13 protein-coding genes and 2 pseudogenes are annotated in these 18,580 nt (G+C 46.9%); 7 read left to right on the top strand and 8 right to left on the bottom strand.

The window, feature by feature from the left end; all coding sequences use genetic code 11:
- Positions 1-108 precede the first annotated feature (108 nt).
- Positions 109-2,514 (top strand): FAD-binding protein, encoded by a 2,406-nt coding sequence (locus H6759_05390; GenBank protein ID USN52413.1) that lies wholly within the window; start codon positions 109-111, stop codon positions 2,512-2,514.
- A 158-nt stretch (positions 2,515-2,672) separates the two neighbouring features.
- Positions 2,673-3,635, top strand: a complete 963-nt coding sequence (locus H6759_05385) for a Rieske 2Fe-2S domain-containing protein (protein ID USN52412.1) — start codon at positions 2,673-2,675, stop codon at positions 3,633-3,635.
- 57 nt (positions 3,636-3,692) lie between these two features.
- Here the strand turns inward: H6759_05385 and H6759_05380 are convergent, their stop codons facing one another.
- Positions 3,693-6,665 carry a class I tRNA ligase family protein gene (locus tag H6759_05380; protein ID USN52411.1) on the bottom strand — a complete coding sequence of 991 codons (2,973 nt, stop codon included), beginning with the start codon at positions 6,663-6,665 and terminating at the stop codon, positions 3,693-3,695.
- Positions 6,666-6,796: 131 nt separating this feature from the next.
- Positions 6,797-7,156, bottom strand: coding sequence for a DUF559 domain-containing protein (locus tag H6759_05375; protein ID USN52410.1), 360 nt, complete (start codon positions 7,154-7,156; stop codon positions 6,797-6,799).
- Between the two features lie 298 nt (positions 7,157-7,454).
- On the opposite strand from H6759_05375, the gene rpsO reads away from it, so the two are divergent.
- Together rpsO and H6759_05365 are read left to right on the top strand one after the other, a co-directional pair.
- On the top strand, positions 7,455-7,715 hold the full coding sequence (gene rpsO / locus H6759_05370) for a 30S ribosomal protein S15 (GenBank protein USN52409.1): 261 nt from the start codon (positions 7,455-7,457) through the stop codon (positions 7,713-7,715).
- 180 nt (positions 7,716-7,895) lie between these two features.
- Entirely contained in the window at positions 7,896-8,735 is an 840-nt protein-coding gene (locus H6759_05365) for an NYN domain-containing protein (GenBank protein ID USN52408.1), read from the top strand.
- A gap of 27 nt (positions 8,736-8,762) precedes the next feature.
- Here H6759_05365 and H6759_05360 read toward each other — a convergent pair whose 3' ends face one another.
- Entirely contained in the window at positions 8,763-9,803 is a 1,041-nt protein-coding gene (locus H6759_05360; GenBank protein USN52407.1) for a hypothetical protein, read from the bottom strand.
- 164 nt (positions 9,804-9,967) lie between these two features.
- On the opposite strand from H6759_05360, the gene H6759_05355 reads away from it, so the two are divergent.
- On the top strand, positions 9,968-11,011 hold the full coding sequence (locus H6759_05355) for a hypothetical protein (GenBank protein USN52406.1): 1,044 nt from the start codon (positions 9,968-9,970) through the stop codon (positions 11,009-11,011).
- Positions 11,011-12,444, top strand: coding sequence for a hypothetical protein (locus H6759_05350; protein USN52405.1), 1,434 nt, complete (start codon positions 11,011-11,013; stop codon positions 12,442-12,444). Before H6759_05355 ends, H6759_05350 begins: the two co-directional genes overlap by 1 nt.
- Before the next feature lie 219 nt (positions 12,445-12,663).
- Here H6759_05350 and H6759_05345 read toward each other — a convergent pair whose 3' ends face one another.
- Positions 12,664-14,010 carry a hypothetical protein gene (locus tag H6759_05345; protein ID USN52404.1) on the bottom strand — a complete coding sequence of 449 codons (1,347 nt, stop codon included), beginning with the start codon at positions 14,008-14,010 and terminating at the stop codon, positions 12,664-12,666.
- Between the two features lie 149 nt (positions 14,011-14,159).
- Positions 14,160-14,729, bottom strand: coding sequence for a hypothetical protein (locus H6759_05340; GenBank protein ID USN52403.1), 570 nt, complete (start codon positions 14,727-14,729; stop codon positions 14,160-14,162).
- A 191-nt stretch (positions 14,730-14,920) separates the two neighbouring features.
- On the opposite strand from H6759_05340, the pseudogene H6759_05335 reads away from it, so the two are divergent.
- Positions 14,921-17,100, top strand: a pseudogene (locus H6759_05335) (polyribonucleotide nucleotidyltransferase).
- Here the strand turns inward: H6759_05335 and H6759_05330 are convergent.
- The 3 genes and pseudogenes from H6759_05330 to H6759_05320 form a co-directional block, all read right to left on the bottom strand.
- Positions 17,086-17,531, bottom strand: a pseudogene (locus tag H6759_05330) (DUF559 domain-containing protein). The pseudogenes H6759_05335 and H6759_05330 overlap by 15 nt on opposite strands.
- A gap of 82 nt (positions 17,532-17,613) precedes the next feature.
- A complete protein-coding gene (locus H6759_05325) occupies positions 17,614-18,075 on the bottom strand; it encodes a signal peptidase II (protein ID USN52402.1) in 462 nt (153 codons plus the stop codon).
- Positions 18,076-18,079: 4 nt separating this feature from the next.
- A complete protein-coding gene (locus H6759_05320) occupies positions 18,080-18,448 on the bottom strand; it encodes a TraR/DksA C4-type zinc finger protein (protein ID USN52401.1) in 369 nt (122 codons plus the stop codon).
- Between the last annotated feature and the right edge of the window lie 132 nt (positions 18,449-18,580).

Raw genomic sequence — 18,580 nt, 5'->3', positions numbered from 1 at the left:
GATAGTATACCCGAGCTTTTTCTTTTTCTTTGAACAAAGCAAAAAGTAAAACCTGTTACGTAGGAGTGAGATGTGAGAGAACGGTCTTTTCAAGCCGGGCATCCTTGGATGCTCACGCCCCCAACGTTTGCGGTGCTCGTGGTCATGATGACTACGCTCAGCGCCGCAACCTCAACCCCGATCGCCTCTGCTCAGGGAGCATGTAGCCTTCAAGCACTCACCGTCGCTGGTGAAGCCGAAGATGGCTACTGCAACCCCTTGCTTGGCGAGACGGCTGCAACGAGCACGAACGACTGCGTGGACCACAGCACGGTTCACACAGCCTACTACGCGGAGGCGGTTCGTTGCCCTCGTGGCAACATTCTGGCACCGACGTCGATCGCAGAAGCGCAACGCATGGTTCGTCAGTCTGTCAGCCAAGGGCTTCGGATCAAGGTTGTTGGTCACGGACACAGCAATACCGACATCCTCTGCGCAGATAGCGGACAAGTGGTCATCACGACAGAATACCTTCAGGGCATCGGCTCTCTCGCCGTCTTTGAAGGTGTGCCCACCATGCGTGTTGAGCCAGGCGTCGGTTTCTCCGCCCTTCAAGTGGCGGCGAATGCTGTCGGCTACTCGACCGAGATGAATGCTCCGGGCTATGGCGGCATCACCGTCATCGGTGGTCTCGCTACCGGTTTGCATGGAGGTTCGCCAACAAGCGTCTCTTCCATCTCGCACAAGATCGTTTCTGTTGAGGTCATCGACCCCAGTGGCGCGCTCACAACCTACACACGTGGCACCACCGGCAACGGCAATGCCTTTCAGCAAGACCAGTGGCGAGCTCTGCTCTCTCATCTTGGTCTTCTGGGATTCATCGCCGCCGTACGCGTGGAGCTCGTACCTCAGTTCGGTCTTGATACCGTCATCTCCGATTCGCCGGCAGACGATCTGTTCGCAGATGTCGGTGCCTTCGTAGAAGACTGTGATTACGCCTTCACGCATTGGTTTCCTTTCGTGAATCGCGTCAAGAACACCTGCGGTATGCGCGTCGCCGCCAATCTCGCCGACCCAACGGCATGGAATGGTCTGTTTACCCCTGATCTGGACCAGGCATCAACCGATGCTGCGGTTCCTGGGTTCCAGGCGGCGTTCTGCAGTCCGGCGGTCAACGCGCTTGTCGAGCTTGCGCGCTATCAACAGACACAGCCTTGGCTATACCAAACGGTCAACGGCACCGAGGTGACAACCGATCATCTCATCGGTCTTTCGCATCGCATCACAACACTTCCCGATTTTCGTGAAGGGCAGCCTCGCTTCTCTTCTCAGGACTGGGAAGTCGCCGTGCCGCAATCTCGTGAGGTACAAACCCTCGAGATCCTCCGTGATGAGCTGAGCCAGATGGCTCTCCCCCTCATTGGTATGGTCATCCGTTACGACTACGCAACCGACGACACCATCCTTGGTGCCAATGCGGTTCGTGCAGGCGTAAACGACGGTGAACGCATCATGCATGTTGAGATTCCCACTTATGTCGGCTACATGGCGACACAAGCGGAGAAGGACAACTACAACTACCACGTACTGAATGCTCTCCATGAGATCATTCTCACCATCCCTGAGGCGCGCTTTCACTGGGGCAAGAACCGAGAGGACATCTTCTCGAATCCGACCTACCTAGCGAACAACGCCGCACAACGTGCCCGCTTTCAAGCGGTCATCGACGTGATGGATCCCTACGGCGTCTTCTCGAATGAGTGGGCGCGCCGCTCTGGATTTACCTCTCCGCTCTATGGTCAGAACTTCGCCAACTACTACTTTCCGTCCTGCGCAACGCCGGCCGGAGCAGCAGATAGCGACAACGATGGCCTGAAGGCGTGCACCGAGAATCTTATTGGTTCGAGCTCTACCGTTCAAAACGGCATGTATGCTCGCATCATCAATCTCTCGGTCTGGGATGGTTCCGATATCTCTGGCGGTTGTCACAACTACGACAACTGGAACGAGATCAAGAGCTGGGGACAGTTTGGATCCCATTGGCTCTTTGGCAACCAGACGCGCGAACAGCGCTACCTGCAAGACGGCTGGGAGTTTGATGTCGACAGTACATCCCACAACTACCGCAACTCGAACTGGAACTTTTTGCCCTCACTCACAAGTGGTGGTACGGAGTCCTTCGGCCTCATGTTCTCCGCGAACATGAACTTTGCGGCAGGAACCTACTGCTTCAGCAACGAGAACGAGTCCCCTGGCACGGCGCAAGACACCGGCTGGAACTCCTGTTCACAAACATGGGTCGACAAGAACCTTCGTACCGAAGTTGGCTACAACGCCAACCCGCGTACGCCGGTTAGCTGTCAGACCCTTAGCGCTGGCAATCACCGCATCGACTTTGTTCACCGGTTTCAGGGCTTCCTGAACGGCAACAGCTTCGCTGCTCATCCACGTTGGTGTCAGGCATCGCCCGGCGGCACGTGTACGCCAAATCGCGAATTCGAGCGTCACCTGATGACGCCCGTTTCCTCGCTCTGATCATCTGATCTGAGCCTCTAGAAAAAACGACCCACCTACTCGGCGGGTCGTTCTTTTTTATCATTAGCATTATTTTTTGACGTTCAAGATTCTACATGAGAAAATCTTGCCGCATTACAACGCAATGTAATGCGTTGATCTGTACAGGAGTGCTAGTCATGTCGCAGAATGTTCCTTATAAGACGATCCCTAACGGATGGTATGTCGTCTCAACAAGTGATGAGCTAAAAAAGCGAGAGATCAAAAGCCTCCGATACTTTGGACGAGACCTTGTTCTCTATCGCGATAACAACAACCAAGCTCGCCTCGTGGATGCTTACTGTCCGCATATGGGCGCCCATTTTGGCGATGGAAAGATCATCAAGAACGAGCTCGTCTGCCCATTTCATGGCTTCGCTTTTGATGGCACGGGTAGGTGCACAAGAACACCTTATCCAACAAAGCGCCCACCGCAACGAGCAAAGCTCACTACCTATCCCATTCGTGAGCAAAATGGTTTGATTCTTGCCTACTACGATGCAATAGGCGCGGATCCGCACTGGAATGTTCCTGCGCTCGACATGAACAAATGGCGGCCATTCACATTTCATGATTGGGTCTTTCGTGGTCATCCTCAAGAAACGGGTGAGAATAGCGTTGATCTTGGCCACTTTGGAGCCGTGCATAGCTATGCCTCTGCCATCGCGGTAAAGCCTCTAGCAATACAAGGTCAAACCCTCAAAAGTGGTTATGCCGTAAAGCGCAGTCTCGATTGGATATACCTCCCTGGACTTAACGCTGAACTACGTTTTGAAGCTGATGTTCATGGACTTGGCTACTCACTCGTACGAGCAGGAGTGGCGGCGGTTGGACTTCATGTTCGACTCCTCGTCTTATCGACACCTATTGAAGTAGACAGGCTGCATTTGCGCATCGCCTGCAGCGTCAAAGATCACCCCATCCCAGGACTGACTCGGCTAGTGCATAAGATTGCTCTGCGCTCTTATGCGCATGATGTCAGTCAGGATATCCCTATGTGGAAGTCCAAGATCTATATTGAAAAACCTCTTCTCGCAGAAGGTGATGGACCTATCATCCAATACCGAAAATGGGTCCAACAATTCTATCCTCAAACGTGTTAATCGTTATACAAAGCGACCATCTACTCGATGGTCGCTGTTTTCTCTATGGCGTTTTTCTTACATCACGATACTTACGAGTTTACCCTTAATATAAATTACCTTTTTAGGTTCTTTACCATCAAGCCATGTCGCAATTCCTTCGGCATTTAGAGCGAGTGCTTTTGCTTCTTCTTCTGTGATAGAAGTAGAGGCTTGCAACTTCGCGCGAACTTTTCCATTAACCTGCACAACGAGCTCGAATGTATCTGCAACTAGCTTTGATTCATTGTACTTAGGCCATGCGCTTAAATGCACGCTCCCCTTTTCGCCTAGCTTCATCCAAAGCTCTTCGGAAAGATGTGGGATAAATGGAGCAACTATTCCAACAAAACCTTTTTTCATCGAAGCTGGGATACCGCCATGATCTTGAAAGGCATTTACCAAAATCATGAGCGATGAGACACAGGTATTAAACTGCAATTCATCAATGCCTTCACCAACTTTTTTAACGGTTTGATGATAAAGCGTCTCAAGAGCTGCTGATGCTTCTGGTACTTCATTCTCACGATCAAAGAGTTGCCAAATTTTATCCAAGAATCGTTTTACGCCTTCGATACCATTCGTATCCCAAGGGACGGCTTGATCAAAAGGCCCCATGAACAATTCATAGACCTTGAAGACGTCCGCACCATGAGCAGCAATCACATCATCTGGATTTACAACATTACCTTTTGATTTTGACATTTTTTCTCCACCTTCGGCCATCACAAGTCCATGCGAACGACGTTTTGCGTATGGCTCAGGACCAACCTCTTTTGGAATATGTCCAAGATCCCACAAAAACTTATGCCAGAATCGTGAGTAGAGAAGGTGAAGCGTTGTATGCTCCATGCCGCCATTATAAAGATTGACTGGCATCCAATAGTTCATCGCTTCTTGAGAAGCAAACGCTTCATCATTGTGCGGATCGCAATAACGTAAAAAGTACCAACTCGAACCAGCCCAGTTTGGCATCACATCCGTTTCGCGTTTGGCTTTGCCGCCACAAGAGGGACAGCTGGTATTTACCCATTCATCAATCTTTGCGAGCGGCGACGAGCCATCTTCGCCTGGTTCATAGGCTTCAACCTCCGGAAGCACAACGGGCAACTGATCATCAGGCACTGCAACAAAGCCACATTGATCACAATGAACAATTGGCATCGGCTCTCCCCAATAACGCTGACGAGAAAATACCCAATCACGCAATCTAAACGTTGCTGCGTACTCGCCCTTTCCATATTCAGTAAGCCAACTTGTCATATCCATCTTTGCCTTCCAGGTTGGTAATCCGTTGATAAAGTCTGAGTTCACCGCAATACCATTATCAGTAAAAGCACGACCTTCTGGGTGATCCAAATTCCACATCCAAGCTCCCAATTCAGAACAAGTCATTCGTTCAGGAGTAATCTCAGAACGATCGAGCCAAACGAGTTCATGCTTTTCTTGCTCTTCAGCAGAAATAATTTCATGCTCGTCACTGATTAACTCAAATAAATAGCCGGTAACATCAGCGTATCTGTTTTCGTTTTTATGCGCAGCAAAATATTCAGCAACAAGCGAAGGCCCGAGCTGTCGCACGAGAGAGAGATTTGTATAACCCGTCTCTTCTTTGATTTCGCGTAAGATAGCATCAACAGGATCCTCATCTCCTTCGACACCACCAATAACAAAGGTCGTCCATGGATGCTTCTTCCAATTTAAGCAAAGAATCTTTCCATTTTTTGGATCGCGAATGAGAGCTTGCACCGTTTTTCTTGCAACGGTTGGCTTGCCTTCTACAGGAGGATTTTTTACATCGATATGATGTTCAGCAACAACTTGCTTGATTGGCAAGTCAAACGCTTTTGCAAAAGCAAAATCACGATCATCGTGCGCTGGTACCGCCATCACGGCACCCGTTCCATAACCAGCTAAAACATAATCAGAAATAAAGACCGGCACGACTTCGCTATTCACGGGATTCGTCACGGTAATACCTTCGAGTTTTACACCTGACTTCGTTTGTTGTTCAGCTTGACGCTCTTCTTCAGTCTTCGCGGATGCTGCAGAAATATAGGCCTTTGCTTCATCAGAATTCTTAATGAATCCGCCCTTCAACCACGATGAAACCAATTCGTGTTCAGGAGCAAGCGTCACATAAGTCACGCCAAAAATCGTATCAGGACGCGTCGTGAACACCGTAATCACATCATCCGTATTTGTTCTAAATTTGATACGAGCACCTTCGCTCTTTCCGATCCAATTACGTTGTTGTGATTTTACACGATCAAGATAATCTACTTTATCTAAATCTTCTAAAAGACGGTCGGCATATTCGGTGATGCGAATCATCCATTGGGATTTTTCTTTTTCGACAACCGGCGAACCACAACGTTCACAAACTCCACCAACCGCCTCTTCGTTTGCTAAACCAATTTTACATTTGTCGCACCAGTTAATTGTTGATGATCCCTTAAAGGCCATGCGATAGTCATCCACCTTTTCTTGCATAGGATCTTTGCCAATCGAAACGAGGTACTCTGGCAATTGATCGATTGGTCGCGCACGCTTTTGTTCGCGATCATAAAAGCTTTCAAAAAATTGCTTGAATTGCCATTGCGTCCATTTATAGTATTTTGGATCTGTTGTATTGATTTCACGATCCCAATCAAAACCAAAACCCATGGACTGCATCTGACGCTTAAAGTTCGCAACATTTTTATTTGTCGCGTCTTGGGGTCGGACTTTGTGTTTGATCGCAAAATTCTCAGTCGGCAAACCAAAAGCATCCCAGCCCATCGGAAACATCACATTCTTGCCCAACATGCGTTGACGTCGGGTATAGGCATCAAGCGCAAAATACGAACGGGTATGACCAACGTGCAAGCCCTCACCTGAAGGAAACGGAAACTCAACAAGACCAAAAAACTTCTCGTTCTTGGCGCCAGTCTCGGCTTTATAGGTCTTTTCAGCAGCCCATTTGGCCTGCCATTTAGACTCCATCTCATGAATAGGGCGTGGATTCGGCATAGATATCGCCTACCTTAATATAGGAAGGATAATGATACAACTCGCCCCCTAAAACCCCCTACCCCCGGTTGCTAAATAGATTAAACATTAGATTTTTATCAACCGACCCCTTCCCACCTTTGTGGAAGGGGTTATGGGCAGAAATTACGGATAACTGAAATAATGCGATCAACGTTCTCTTGGACTTCTTTATTGGTAAATCTTAGAACATGATGCCCAACGCTTTTAAGGTAAAGGGTTCTAAGTGTGTCGTGATTCTGCTGTTGCTCGCTTTCATGAATAGAGCCATCAATTTCAATGACCAAGCATGCAGTGGGGCTATAAAAATCAACGATATAATCACCGATACTATGTTGACGTCGAAAGCGGCAACCAAGTTGAGATCCTCGAATACGCTCCCAAACCATGCGTTCAGCAGCGGTCATGGTAGCTCTAAGCTCTCTCCTACGGTCCTTATATTCAGGGCTGTTATAAATACGTGTAAAAGTCATATACCTACTCCGTTCACTTTTTTTGTAGTTGTTGTCAATAACCAAAAACCCCTTCCACAAAGGTGGGAAGGGGTCGGCAAACATATACCAAATGTCCAATAGATATGTTTACCGGGGGTAGGGGGCTCGTAGGAGCGAAGGCAGTCCTCTACTTGCTTATTTTATTGATTTGCGTTAGCCTGTGGCCACTTACTCATTACGCTCTACCGGAGAAATCTGTTAGACGCGCGCATCCGAATCTCCCACATATCCATGGATTCTCACGGATCCTGGCTAGGTGACGAGCTTCGACGGGACTATGTTATCAGCAGATCACAAGAAGAAGGTCATTGAAAAATTCAAAACCCATGCAACCGATACCGGTTCGCCACAGGTTCAGATCGCTATTCTCACTGAAGAAGTCAAAGAACTTACAGGCCATCTTAAGACTCACAAAAAAGATTTTTCCTCCCGCCGTGGTCTCATCAAAATGGTTTCTGAACGTCGCCGCCTCATGAAATACTTGAAGCGCGAAGACAGTGCTGGCTACGACGAACTCATGGCTAAGCTCAAGGTTTAAAAACATTTTCCCCGCCTTTTGGCGGGGTTTTTGTATCCATAGATACAAGATGCTAACACGATCCAGGCATTGACTTTTCTAGTATTATAGTCTATAATTATTTATGTTATCGTGTCTTTTTTAATAAACGAAACACTTTTTTTAACCTCTTATTCTTCATTTTGAAGAATACCCAAAAATATGCTTAAACGCCCCGACCAACGTGTCGCTGTTTTGATTGATACACAAAATATGTATCACAGTGCGAAAAATATTTATAATGCCAAGGTAAACTTTGGCGCTCTCATTGATGCCGCTGTTGGCCCACGCCAAATGGTTCGCTCTATTGCTTATGTTGCCAAATCAAAAGGCGGCGAAGAAACGAGTTTTTTTGAAGCCCTTCAAAATATCGGTATCGAATTAAAGATCAAAGACGTTCAAGAATTCTCGAGCGGCGCTAAAAAAGCCGACTGGGATGTTGGTATGGCTATTGATGCCGTCGCCCTCGCTCCACGCGTTGATGCGATCGTTCTCGTTACAGGTGATGGTGATTTTGTGCCACTCGTAGAATATCTACAGACACATGGCGTTGCTTGTGAGTGTGTCGCTTTTGGTGAATCTACCAATGCCACACTCAAAGAACGCGTAAACGAATTTACCAATCTTTCAGAAGATCCAGGCGCGGTTCTTATCGGCTATCGTGGTAAGGCAAAAAATGAACCAGCAAAACAAGAACAAAAACCTGAGACGAAGCAAGAAGTAAAAGCTCCAGAAGCAAAGCCCGTTGTCACACTTGAAACAAAACCTGTCATTCAAGTCATCGCTGAACCAAAACAAGATTTTCGCCCTCTTCCATTACAACCTGTAAAAGACAAAGATCTCAATCGTTCAAACGCGATCTTGCATGCTATTACCCCCGCAAATCAAAGCCCACATTTTGTAAGCAATAAACAAGCTCCGGCTGCAAAAGCAACGCCAAAAGCAGAAGAAAATAAAAAACCTTCGACACCTCCACAAAAACCAAAAGCAAAAAAGAAATAAATGAACCCTCGGAATATTCCGAGGGTTTTATTTTTGACGAATAAGCGAGAGGATTTTTCGCAAATCTTTCTGTAGTCCTGGAGCCAACATTTTTGACAATTCATCTAGACGATCTAACTCACCTTGAATCTCAACAATGTCTTGTAACACAGGAGAAGATTGAGCCGTTTTTTGCAAGGTGCGATTACTACGAACCGCTATCCCATCACGATCTAAAAACGTTAATGGGGATTGTACCCAAGCCTGGGTAAACTGTTCAAGCGCTTGATCAAGCAAAACAGGAGTCGAGTCGAGTCTAATGATATACGACTTCATTCTCTGCCCGTCTGCATAACTTACACGCTCAATAGAAGTGACAGGATAGAGAAGTCGTTTATCTTGCCTTGCCTTTCGAATATACTTTGCCAACAAAGAATAGATATCCTTCGTTTCTTTCTCAAACCCCTGCTCAACGCCAAGCTGCGAACAAAACCAGGCAAGAAGCGTCGCTCCTTCTCGTCTTACCGAAGAAAAAGGATCGATCATTGCATGTTGAGCAGCAACAGATTCAAAATGGCTTTGCGTAATAGACTGGAGAATTTCTAACGAGCGCTTACCATACACTTCATTAATAAAACGCCAAAGCCCTCCAGCATTAAGCGTAGCATGATGCGATCGTTGATCCGAAACCGTCAAAGCAAAGAGCTTTGCACGACTTCTTGCTACAAGCGGCACGAGACTTGCTACATCACGAAGCGATTTCTCAACCCCTCCGTACAAATCCAGATGAAAAAGGTCTAAAGACGCAGCCTCACCTTCATGCGCATACAAAACTGCCGGAAAGGTATATGCCATACCACGATAGAGATGGTAGGGGTGTTGGTTTTGCTTTTTTAGCATCGTCCGTATAACAGCTGGGTTGCTATCGATGAGCCAAGCATTTTGCGCTGGCACACCTTTTTCTCGCCACAAACGAGCCTCTATCCCTGATCCAGCCAAACTAGCAATTTTTGCCTCTTTTAGAGATACCATCTTGGTTAGCTCGGTCAACAGCAGCTCAAGGAAGTGCTTTTTAAGACTTTGTGTCATTTTCTAGCTCCTGTAAGGTCCTAGACGATTCTTCGCACATAATGAATTATATGTCAATCAAATACCTTACAACTGTTGACAAAAGGTATTAAAATATGTATGTTTTGCGCTCCGAAGCACGTCGCTAAGGAGATGAATGCTCCTTCACAATCTATGAGGTAATCATGGGTCAACAATCCGAACTCAAGCAAACGGTTTTTGAGCTGCAGCCACTCTACAAACGGCTACATAGCGAGATCTCCAAAAAGGTCGAACAAGAAGGCCTGCCAGCAAGAACCAGTAATGACACACTGCGGTCTGTCTTGCGAACAATTATTCAAGATCGGCGTGTGCCTCGTGCAGTCAGCACACTCACAGCGGTCTTTAGCTATCTTGGCTACACAACAGAAGATCCGTTTTTTCAGAACTATGTCCGTCTTGCACAGACACTTTCTGATCGTCAGATCTTTATTGTCATCATTTCAAAGGATGCGGCAACGCTTTACTTTGATCTACATGACTACAAGCTTCGACTAGCTCCTGATGACACCGCTGAGCTATTTGCAAAAGCTTTCGGCGAACACGAAGCCGTCATCAACGGCATTCTGAATAGCCATAAAGAAGACATCTTGAAGCTTGATGAAGCCTCTTTCTCTGAAAGCATTCTGAACATCCTTTGCAATGAGCTCACCCTCAAGGAGGAAATCGACGCTCAAAGAAAAGCAAAGATCGGGTTGTTCAAAATCCTGAGTGATAACATCTTGTCTGCCATCAAAAAAAATCACGATGGCACAATGACGAGTCTCGCCGAAAGGATTGGAGTTTCACGCTCAGCATTACAAAATGCTGTAACCAATCCCTACAAAACGAGAATGTCGATAGAGAATTGCCAAGAGATTCTCAATAAAATCGAGGCGCTTGGACAACCGGTGTCTCTACCTGTTGGAACTTGTGACGAGCCCTCGCACACAGAAGCAACAGAAGTGCTCTTACAATCGATCAATGCTGAAGACATTGCTTATACCGCGATTTCTATCGTGCAAAGTGGCGCACGTATGTTTGAAGCCGCAGGCAAAGGATTCGTTTTTCCACACGAACTTCAAATCAAGGCGCTCAATGCGGCACAACTCCTAAAGCGTATAGCACTCCAAGGAAAGCGAGAAGACGAGATCATCGAAGGTCGTCCTCTGACGACAGAAGCGATGCACAGTCTTTCGGGTCGTAACTGATGGCAAAACAACAAACAACTAGGAGTACCTCGATGAAGAGTAAAAGCCAAGTGAGTGGTCTCTGGGGTGGAATGACTCTAAAGACTAATCCTAGATTACTTACCGAGCACCTAGGGAGAAGTCTTTATGAGGACACTTCGCTCCTTGTATGGGAGATTGTCCGCAATGGGCTTGTTGCCTGTATGCCTGATCCTCACAAGTGGGCACCAAAGTCCACCAATGTCGAAACACGGGTTATGACTGGTCACCCACTTTGCCGTGCTGAACGAGCGCTCATTGTGCTCGACTATGGCTGTGGGTTTACCAAGAACAATATCCAACGTTTCTACGAACTCGGCAGCGGAAGCAATAACGCTGGCAACAACGCTGGAGCAAGCCAAAAGCGACTTGGTCGCTTGGCACTTTTTCCGCTGAGCGCTTCCTATCGTGATGACGTATTTGATGCACCCATCTTTCTCTTCACACGGACGACGCCAACGGGCAACGTAACCATGGTTACGCTCTCCGCAGCAAGTCTATGCGAAGGCAAAGTAGAGGAAAAAACCATCAAGCCGAATGCTTCAGAGCTTGGACCCTTTGTTGGGATCAAGGGAACATTCAGCATGTTCGTCATCCCGAATACCGTTGTTGAAAGCAACGAAGAGCTTTACGACGCGCTAAAATGGCGTGTCCCTCGTGATGCTAGCAAGTCCGTAAACCTGACGGTGAACAACCAAAAGGTCACGCCACCTGCTCTCGCGAAACATGCGTTTAATGCCGGTAATGGTATTACCGCTTATCTCGACAGAAACCTCGATGCAGGCAGCATTGAGTCTGGAATTTGGCTCTGCGATGCTGAGACTGGCCTGAGATGTTCGCTTGCAACGAAGCTCAATCCGGCTTTTCTCCCGTATCCGCTCAATAGCCCGCTACTTAAGGGCGACATCATGATTCCAGGCATCCTGCAACAACAAGATACGAGTCGAGGTAATCTAAACTCGTCCTATCTGCGCAGTAAGGCTTGGACAAAGATCGTCGATCAACTTCGACTCCATCTGGTGTCCTATGCATCAAAGATTCTTGGAGACGCGGATGAATTCAAGTCACGCGATCCCATCAATAAGTGCATCCAAGAGATGGTCCAAGCATTTACCAATGCTTTTGGGGCGCCGATCTACCAGTTTGGTGAAGGTGACGAACCCTTTGGAGCGACCAATAACCAACCGACGGGTTCGACCAATAATAACCCAACGCCTCGCCCTCCAAGGGGCGATAAGCCAAGTGGCCCGAGATCCCCAACCACAGAAAAGCCTAAGCGAAGAGGCTATGCTGTGCACATTGGTGATCATGATTATCTCATCGTGATGACGCCAAGACCATCTGACAAAGATGTCTTTGGAGTCCTCTCTGTAGGCGAAGATGTTCGTCGTCTGCAATTTAATCCCCGATTATGAGCTCTAAAAAAGCTCAAGGGCCCTTCGCAGCGCGAACATATGTTCTTGCGCTTTATCGAGCTCATTGCTGAGCACGAATATCCTGATCATGCATTGAAGCGTCAAAAGCACGCCTCTCAATTGCGCGCGAGGGTAGGAAACCACTAACCCTCACTATACAAAAAAATCCCCCGAAAGCAGTCTGCTCTCGGGGGTTTTCGTTTTCAATAGCCTTTTAGGCTACAAGATATTGCTCTTCAGCAAAGTTTGTAATGACCTGATAAGAAGATTGGATTCGGAGATCTTTTCTTCAAGTGTCGAAAGTTTGAGAGTCGACCTTTGGAGGTCGATTTTCTCATAACTACGCTTCCACTCCGTATAAAGGTTACGTAGCGTTGCGTTTTCTTTAAGGTGCTTTTCTGTTACTTGCTCGGGAGCGAGTGAAAAATCTCTTTGCATGCTCATACTGTAATCTTCGACCTCATCCGCTAGTTGCTGAACGAGCTCAGATCCTTGCGAAAACTGCGCTTCGAGCACGCTATGCTCTGCTTGTACTTCGCTCAACTTCTTCTTCAGAAGATCGCGAGTAGACGACGATTCAGGCAAAGCTACCATAGGAGCATGGACTACCTGTTCCTGCTGAGCTAGTGCCGGTGTGATCGATTCAATCGCGCGCTGAATGATAGCCGGTAAAGATTGAAGCTCTTTAATGATAGCCTCAGCTGACTTTGTCTCTTCGGCTTTTCGTTTACCTAGCTCCAGGAGAGCTGCTTCATGGGCTTTTACGAGAGAGGCCTCTTTCGCGCTAGCAGACTCGAGCAACGCTCGAACCGCCAGCAGCTCTTGCTGCAGTTCACCATTCTCTCGAACAGCCCCTTGCAATCTCAGCTCATTTTCTTGAGCGATTGTCTCAAGCGAATGTTCATCATCACGCATTTGGATGAGCGCATGCTTGATAACAATAAAGAGATCTTCATCCACCATGTAGAGATTCTTGTGCGAGCCTTCGTTCTCAATGAGTTCGATAGCACCAATAGCATCCTCTAGAGTAGATTGATGCATGCTTCGTTCATCTTTCTGTTTAGTCGCTGAGTGATCACCTACCCGATAAACGTCAGTACGATCATCCTCCTCGACAAGAAGGTCGTCGTCACTTGAGTTTTCTACAAGCCGGAGAATGGACTCTCGAACATTGGATGTCGCAGCTCTCTCTTCGGCTTGAGCTTTTAGAGAAGCGAGATGCGTCTCATGATCCCCAGTGTATACCGGAAGTCGCTCATCGTTCCTTGCAAGCTCTACCAATTCGTCAGCGATTTGCTGATCAAAGTAATATCGCTTTTCTTCCTTGCAATGTACTAGAATTCCAGTAGCAAAAAACAGTCTTTCGAAGTCTGCACAACGGGCAATCTTGTCAAAGAACTTATCCTTACTACTAAGGATTCCTGCGAGGACCCTTAGGTTACCTTCGATCCAGGCATCTCTCACCAAAGCTTTTTGTAGCTTTTGTACGGCTACAATAAACTTAGGATGAACAAAATAGTTGTCACGGATATGACGATATTCGTGAGTATGAACAATTTCAGCCATCGTAAAGATCCTTTCTATCAACGAGAGTGTTGACAGGTGCACAGAACACCACATTTTATTACAAATGTCAACCCTCATATTGTCAGATACGAAAAAACCAGACAGATGCCTGGTTCATTCAGTAATGTTGTTTGAGTGCGCCTTAAACGCTACCCAATGATGTTCAGAATCTCCCCATCTTGGAGACTGCAGGCGCGTGCGAGGCGGATAATCGCCTGCTCGCGAGAATCATCGTCGATACGCGCCAAATACCGACGAATAAATTGATCGCGGTACTTGCCCTGCGAATGTGCAGCTAGCCCACCAAGGGTGCGATTGCGGTTACGGCAATTTTGCATGCCGAGCTCCTTAATCACCTTCTTGGATTCACGTTCGTAAGCCTCATCGCTTTCGAGACGTGCTTCGAGCAATCGAAGACGCATATCGTCTTTCGCCTCCTCGGTGACATCAATGTCACCGATGGATCGACGGCGTCGCCCAGTCTTTTTGGGACTATTCGACTTATCGTTGTCGCTGTCCGAAGCCTTGAGCTTATGGATCTGCTCGATCACCTCATCAAAAGCCAACGCCCTAAGCGCGATCAAATCGGGCTCATCAGCAACCTTTCGTGCATGCTGAATGATCAACTTAATGTCGCTTTGTAGTGCTTCGTTGAACAAGCTCATGTGTTTCGTCACACGAGCGATTGATGCCTCTACGAGCGCGTCCTTATCCTTCATGCTACCTCTATTTGTTGGATGCGAAATTGCCCACAGACATCATCATATTTTAGTATTATTGTCAAGTATATTCTGTACAATTGCCAATAAACTCAATGAAGGCTATCATCACCCTACTCGTCCTTAGACGCCGACCGGCCACTTGCCGCTTCCGTCTTGGGATGAGTTCTTATCAGAATAGTTAACCTTTTATGCCCTCATTAAACCCCTCCAAATCCTTTTCTATCAATTGGGCTGGGCGTGATTTGACGATCTCCGTCGGTCAGCTCGCTCAACAAGCAAACGGTTCTTGTACCGTTCGTTACGGTGACACCGTAATCCTTGCTACCGCTACTCTTGGAAACGCCAAAGAAGACGCTGAATACTTTCCACTTATGGTGGATTTTGAAGAGCGTATGTATGCCGCCGGTCGTATCAAAGGCTCTCGCTTTATTAAACGCGAAGGCCGCCCTACGGATGAAGCTATTCTCTCAGGACGTCTTATCGATCGTGCCATTCGCCCCCTCTTTTCGGACACATTACGCAACGAAGTTGCCGTCATTGCCACCGTATTCTCACATGATCAAGTAAATGACGCTGATATTCCTGGATTGATCGGCGCTTCTTGTGCGCTCGCCATCTCAGATATTCCATGGGCTGGCCCAATTGCCGCTATTCGTATTGGTCGCCGTGATGGCAAATTTATCGTCATGCCTACTTACGAAGAGACGCTTGTTGGTGATCTTGATCTTGTTGTTGCAGGTACCGCAGAAAAAACGCTTATGGTCGAGGCGGGCGCTGCACAACTAAGTGACGCTGACATGCTCGAAGCAATGAAGCTCGCTCATGCCCATCTCTCCCCTGTTATCGATCTCATTCATCAAGTACGTGAAGCCGTAGGTAAAACAAAACTTGATCCAACAGCACCAAAAGACGCCGAAGATGCAGAGAAAAAGGCGAAACGCAAAGAAATCGCCGACAAAGCTCTCGCGTTCTTATCTACGCAGCGAGGTGTCTTGTTTGCAGAACCGCTTAAATCAAAAGCAGACCGTAAAGCAGCTGTTGGCCGCTTGAAAAAAGCCTTGGCAGAAAACCTTGCAGCTATCGGCATTGGCAAAGATGATCTTAAAAAAGCAGAAAGCGTTCTCGATGGTTTTGTAGACTCAGAAGTCACCAAACTTATTTTAGACGAGAAGCGTCGTGCTGATGGTCGTGAGCTTCATGAAGTTCGTTCACTCGGTTCTATGGTTGGGCTTATCCCACGTACTCATGGCTCTGGTTTATTTGAACGTGGTTCAACGCAAGTGCTTACCGCGGTCACGCTTGGCTCTCCAGGCATGGAACAAACGCTTGATACGATGGAATTCCAAACAACCAAGCGCTACTTTCATCACTACAACTTTCCGGGTTACTCGGTTGGTGAAGCAAAATCTAATCGTGGACCAGGACGTCGCGAAATTGGTCACGGTGCTCTCGCAGAACGTGCACTCCTAGACGTATTACCTAGTAAAGACGAGTTTCCTTACACAATTCGCGTTGTATCAGAAGTGCTAGGCTCAAATGGCTCAAGCTCTATGGGAGCTACCTGTGGATCAACCCTCGCTCTGATGGATGCAGGCGTACCGATCAAAGAGCCTGTCGCTGGTATCGCGATGGGTGTTGCCTCAGACGAAGCAACTGGCCGATTTCAAGTGATTACTGATCTTCAGGATCTCGAAGATGGAACCGGTGGTATGGACTTTAAAATCGCAGGAACAAAAATGGCATTACCGCCGTGCAAATGGACACAAAAACTCATGGCATTCCTTGGCATGTTGTCGAAGAAACCATTGCTCGTGCCCGCGATGCTCGTCTCCATATCTTAAAGTCCATGCTTGAGACGATCCCAGAAGTACGTTCAGAGCTCTCTCCTTTTGCTCCTCGTATCGAGAGCTTTAAGATCAACCCTGACAAAATCCGCGAAGTCATTGGTCCAGGTGGCAAAATGATCAACGAGATTATCGCGACCTACAATGTAGAAATTGATATCGCTGACGATGGCACCGTATCCGTCACATCAAATAATGCCGAAAACATGGCGGGCGCTGTAAACTTTATCAAATCAATGACACGCGAAATCGAAGTTGGTGAAATCTTCGAAGGAACCGTTGTTCGCATGATGGACTTTGGTGCCTTTGTAAATATCGCTCCTAAAGTAGACGGCCTTGTTCACGTATCAGAAATGAAGCTAACACGTGTCGAGAAACCAACCGATGTCGTAAACATTGGTGATAAAGTTCGCGTCGTTGCTTACGAGATTGACGACAAAGGTCGCATCAACCTCTCAATGAAGAGACTTGATCCTGAATACAAACCTAGCGAAAAAGATAGCAAACCTTTAAGAAAGAGCTAACCCCTTGCAGGCTCTACCCCCGCTCGACGACGCTTTGCTCTGTCGAGGCGACCCCTTCTCAAGTTTGAGAAGGGTTTTTTGGATGGCAGCCCTTATCTGAAATAGAACAGTCGAAAGATCATTCAGGACCTGCTGATTTGTAAATCGTAGAATCCTATGACCAAAACTCTCTAGATAAGCATCTCTAATATCATCATACTCTACTCTGGCGATCGAATCATGTACCGAACCATCAATTTCAATAATGAGCCGTGCGGATGCACAGTAAAATCGACAATATATTGCCCAATACCGTGTTGTCGTCGAATTCGACAGCCCATTTGCGACCCTCTTAAATTCTCCCACAAAATAATTTCTGGAGCCGTCATCTCTCTTCTTAGCTCTCTGCGTCTTTCTTTATATTGTGGCAGATTATAGATTCTTGTTTGCATAGCAACTACTCCGTTCATTTTTAGAAAACTTTGTCAAATACAAAACCCTTCCCAAGCTTGGGAAGGGGTCGATAAATAAGCGCTAGCGAAGTTTATCGGGGGTAGGGGCTGCTACCGAGTACTTTGTCAAAAGCAACCCTAACCCAATCAAAATAAAGACATCTGCAAGGTTAAAAATAGATCGATATATCGCTATCCAATCACGAACATAGCCAAAGATAAAACGATCATAAGCATTTCCTAATGTTCCACCAATAAACAATGCGAGCGCGACTTTTTGACCTAAGCTGAGCGATGTATGGCTTTTATAAAAATAAACTACACATGTCGTTATAGCTATCATAGCTACAAACAACGGAATAAATCCGGGCACAGGAATATTAAAGCTTAGACCATGATTCTCATGACGCTCAAAACGAATCAATAATCCAAGAAGAGGTGCTTCATAACCAAAAAACCATAGCTTGGTTATCAAATCAACAAGAAAAAACAAAAAAGCCCCAGCACCTAACGATAACCATCGATAGAATGAAGGGGCCGACATGTTCTTAGAGTTCTTGCGTCAACGTTTTCTTACACTCAATACAAGAAGAAGAAGCCGGTCTTGCTAAAAGACGTTTTTCATCAATAGGTTTTTTGCAGTACTTACAAATACCGTATGAACCTGCTTCTATTGAGACGAGCGCTTTTTTTACATCTTTTAGTTCTGAGGTAAGACGTTCGGCAACAGACAAGCCATCAGCCATCGCTGTTACTTCGCTCGCATTGTCATCGTCAGAATTGCTCCCTGACTCAACTTCGACGGACACATTGCCTTCATCATCCTTGTGATAACCCATGTCATGAAGATCTTGCTCTAAACGCGCCTGTTCTTCGACAAGCTTTGATTTGATTTCTTCCAAAAATGTGGCAGTCATATGGACACCAGTATATCCAAAATCGATGGTAATAGCAAAGTGCCTTGATAAAATAATACAGAATGAAAAGAGACCCCGAAGCCCTTGAAATAAATTTCTGGCTGGGGTCTCGACGAGGTGTTCCTCTGGGGA

The sequence above is a fragment of the Candidatus Nomurabacteria bacterium genome, assembly GCA_023898425.1.
GTDB lineage: Bacteria > Patescibacteriota > Patescibacteriia > 2-12-FULL-60-25 > 2-12-FULL-60-25 > HK-STAS-PATE-2.
The sequence above is the reverse complement of the archived record's forward strand: the minus strand, read 5'-3'. Positions and strand labels throughout refer to the sequence as shown.

Coding starts and splice junctions, on each gene's coding strand:
- H6759_05390 (USN52413.1), top strand. CDS start 109: ATGCTCACGCCCCCAACGTTTGCGGTGCTCGTGGTCATGATGACTACG.
- H6759_05385 (USN52412.1), top strand. CDS start 2,673: ATGTCGCAGAATGTTCCTTATAAGACGATCCCTAACGGATGGTATGTC.
- H6759_05380 (USN52411.1), bottom strand. CDS start 6,665: ATGCCGAATCCACGCCCTATTCATGAGATGGAGTCTAAATGGCAGGCC.
- H6759_05375 (USN52410.1), bottom strand. CDS start 7,156: ATGACTTTTACACGTATTTATAACAGCCCTGAATATAAGGACCGTAGG.
- rpsO (USN52409.1), top strand. CDS start 7,455: ATGTTATCAGCAGATCACAAGAAGAAGGTCATTGAAAAATTCAAAACC.
- H6759_05365 (USN52408.1), top strand. CDS start 7,896: ATGCTTAAACGCCCCGACCAACGTGTCGCTGTTTTGATTGATACACAA.
- H6759_05360 (USN52407.1), bottom strand. CDS start 9,803: ATGACACAAAGTCTTAAAAAGCACTTCCTTGAGCTGCTGTTGACCGAG.
- H6759_05355 (USN52406.1), top strand. CDS start 9,968: ATGGGTCAACAATCCGAACTCAAGCAAACGGTTTTTGAGCTGCAGCCA.
- H6759_05350 (USN52405.1), top strand. CDS start 11,011: ATGGCAAAACAACAAACAACTAGGAGTACCTCGATGAAGAGTAAAAGC.
- H6759_05345 (USN52404.1), bottom strand. CDS start 14,010: ATGGCTGAAATTGTTCATACTCACGAATATCGTCATATCCGTGACAAC.
- H6759_05340 (USN52403.1), bottom strand. CDS start 14,729: ATGAAGGATAAGGACGCGCTCGTAGAGGCATCAATCGCTCGTGTGACG.
- H6759_05325 (USN52402.1), bottom strand. CDS start 18,075: ATGTCGGCCCCTTCATTCTATCGATGGTTATCGTTAGGTGCTGGGGCT.
- H6759_05320 (USN52401.1), bottom strand. CDS start 18,448: ATGACTGCCACATTTTTGGAAGAAATCAAATCAAAGCTTGTCGAAGAA.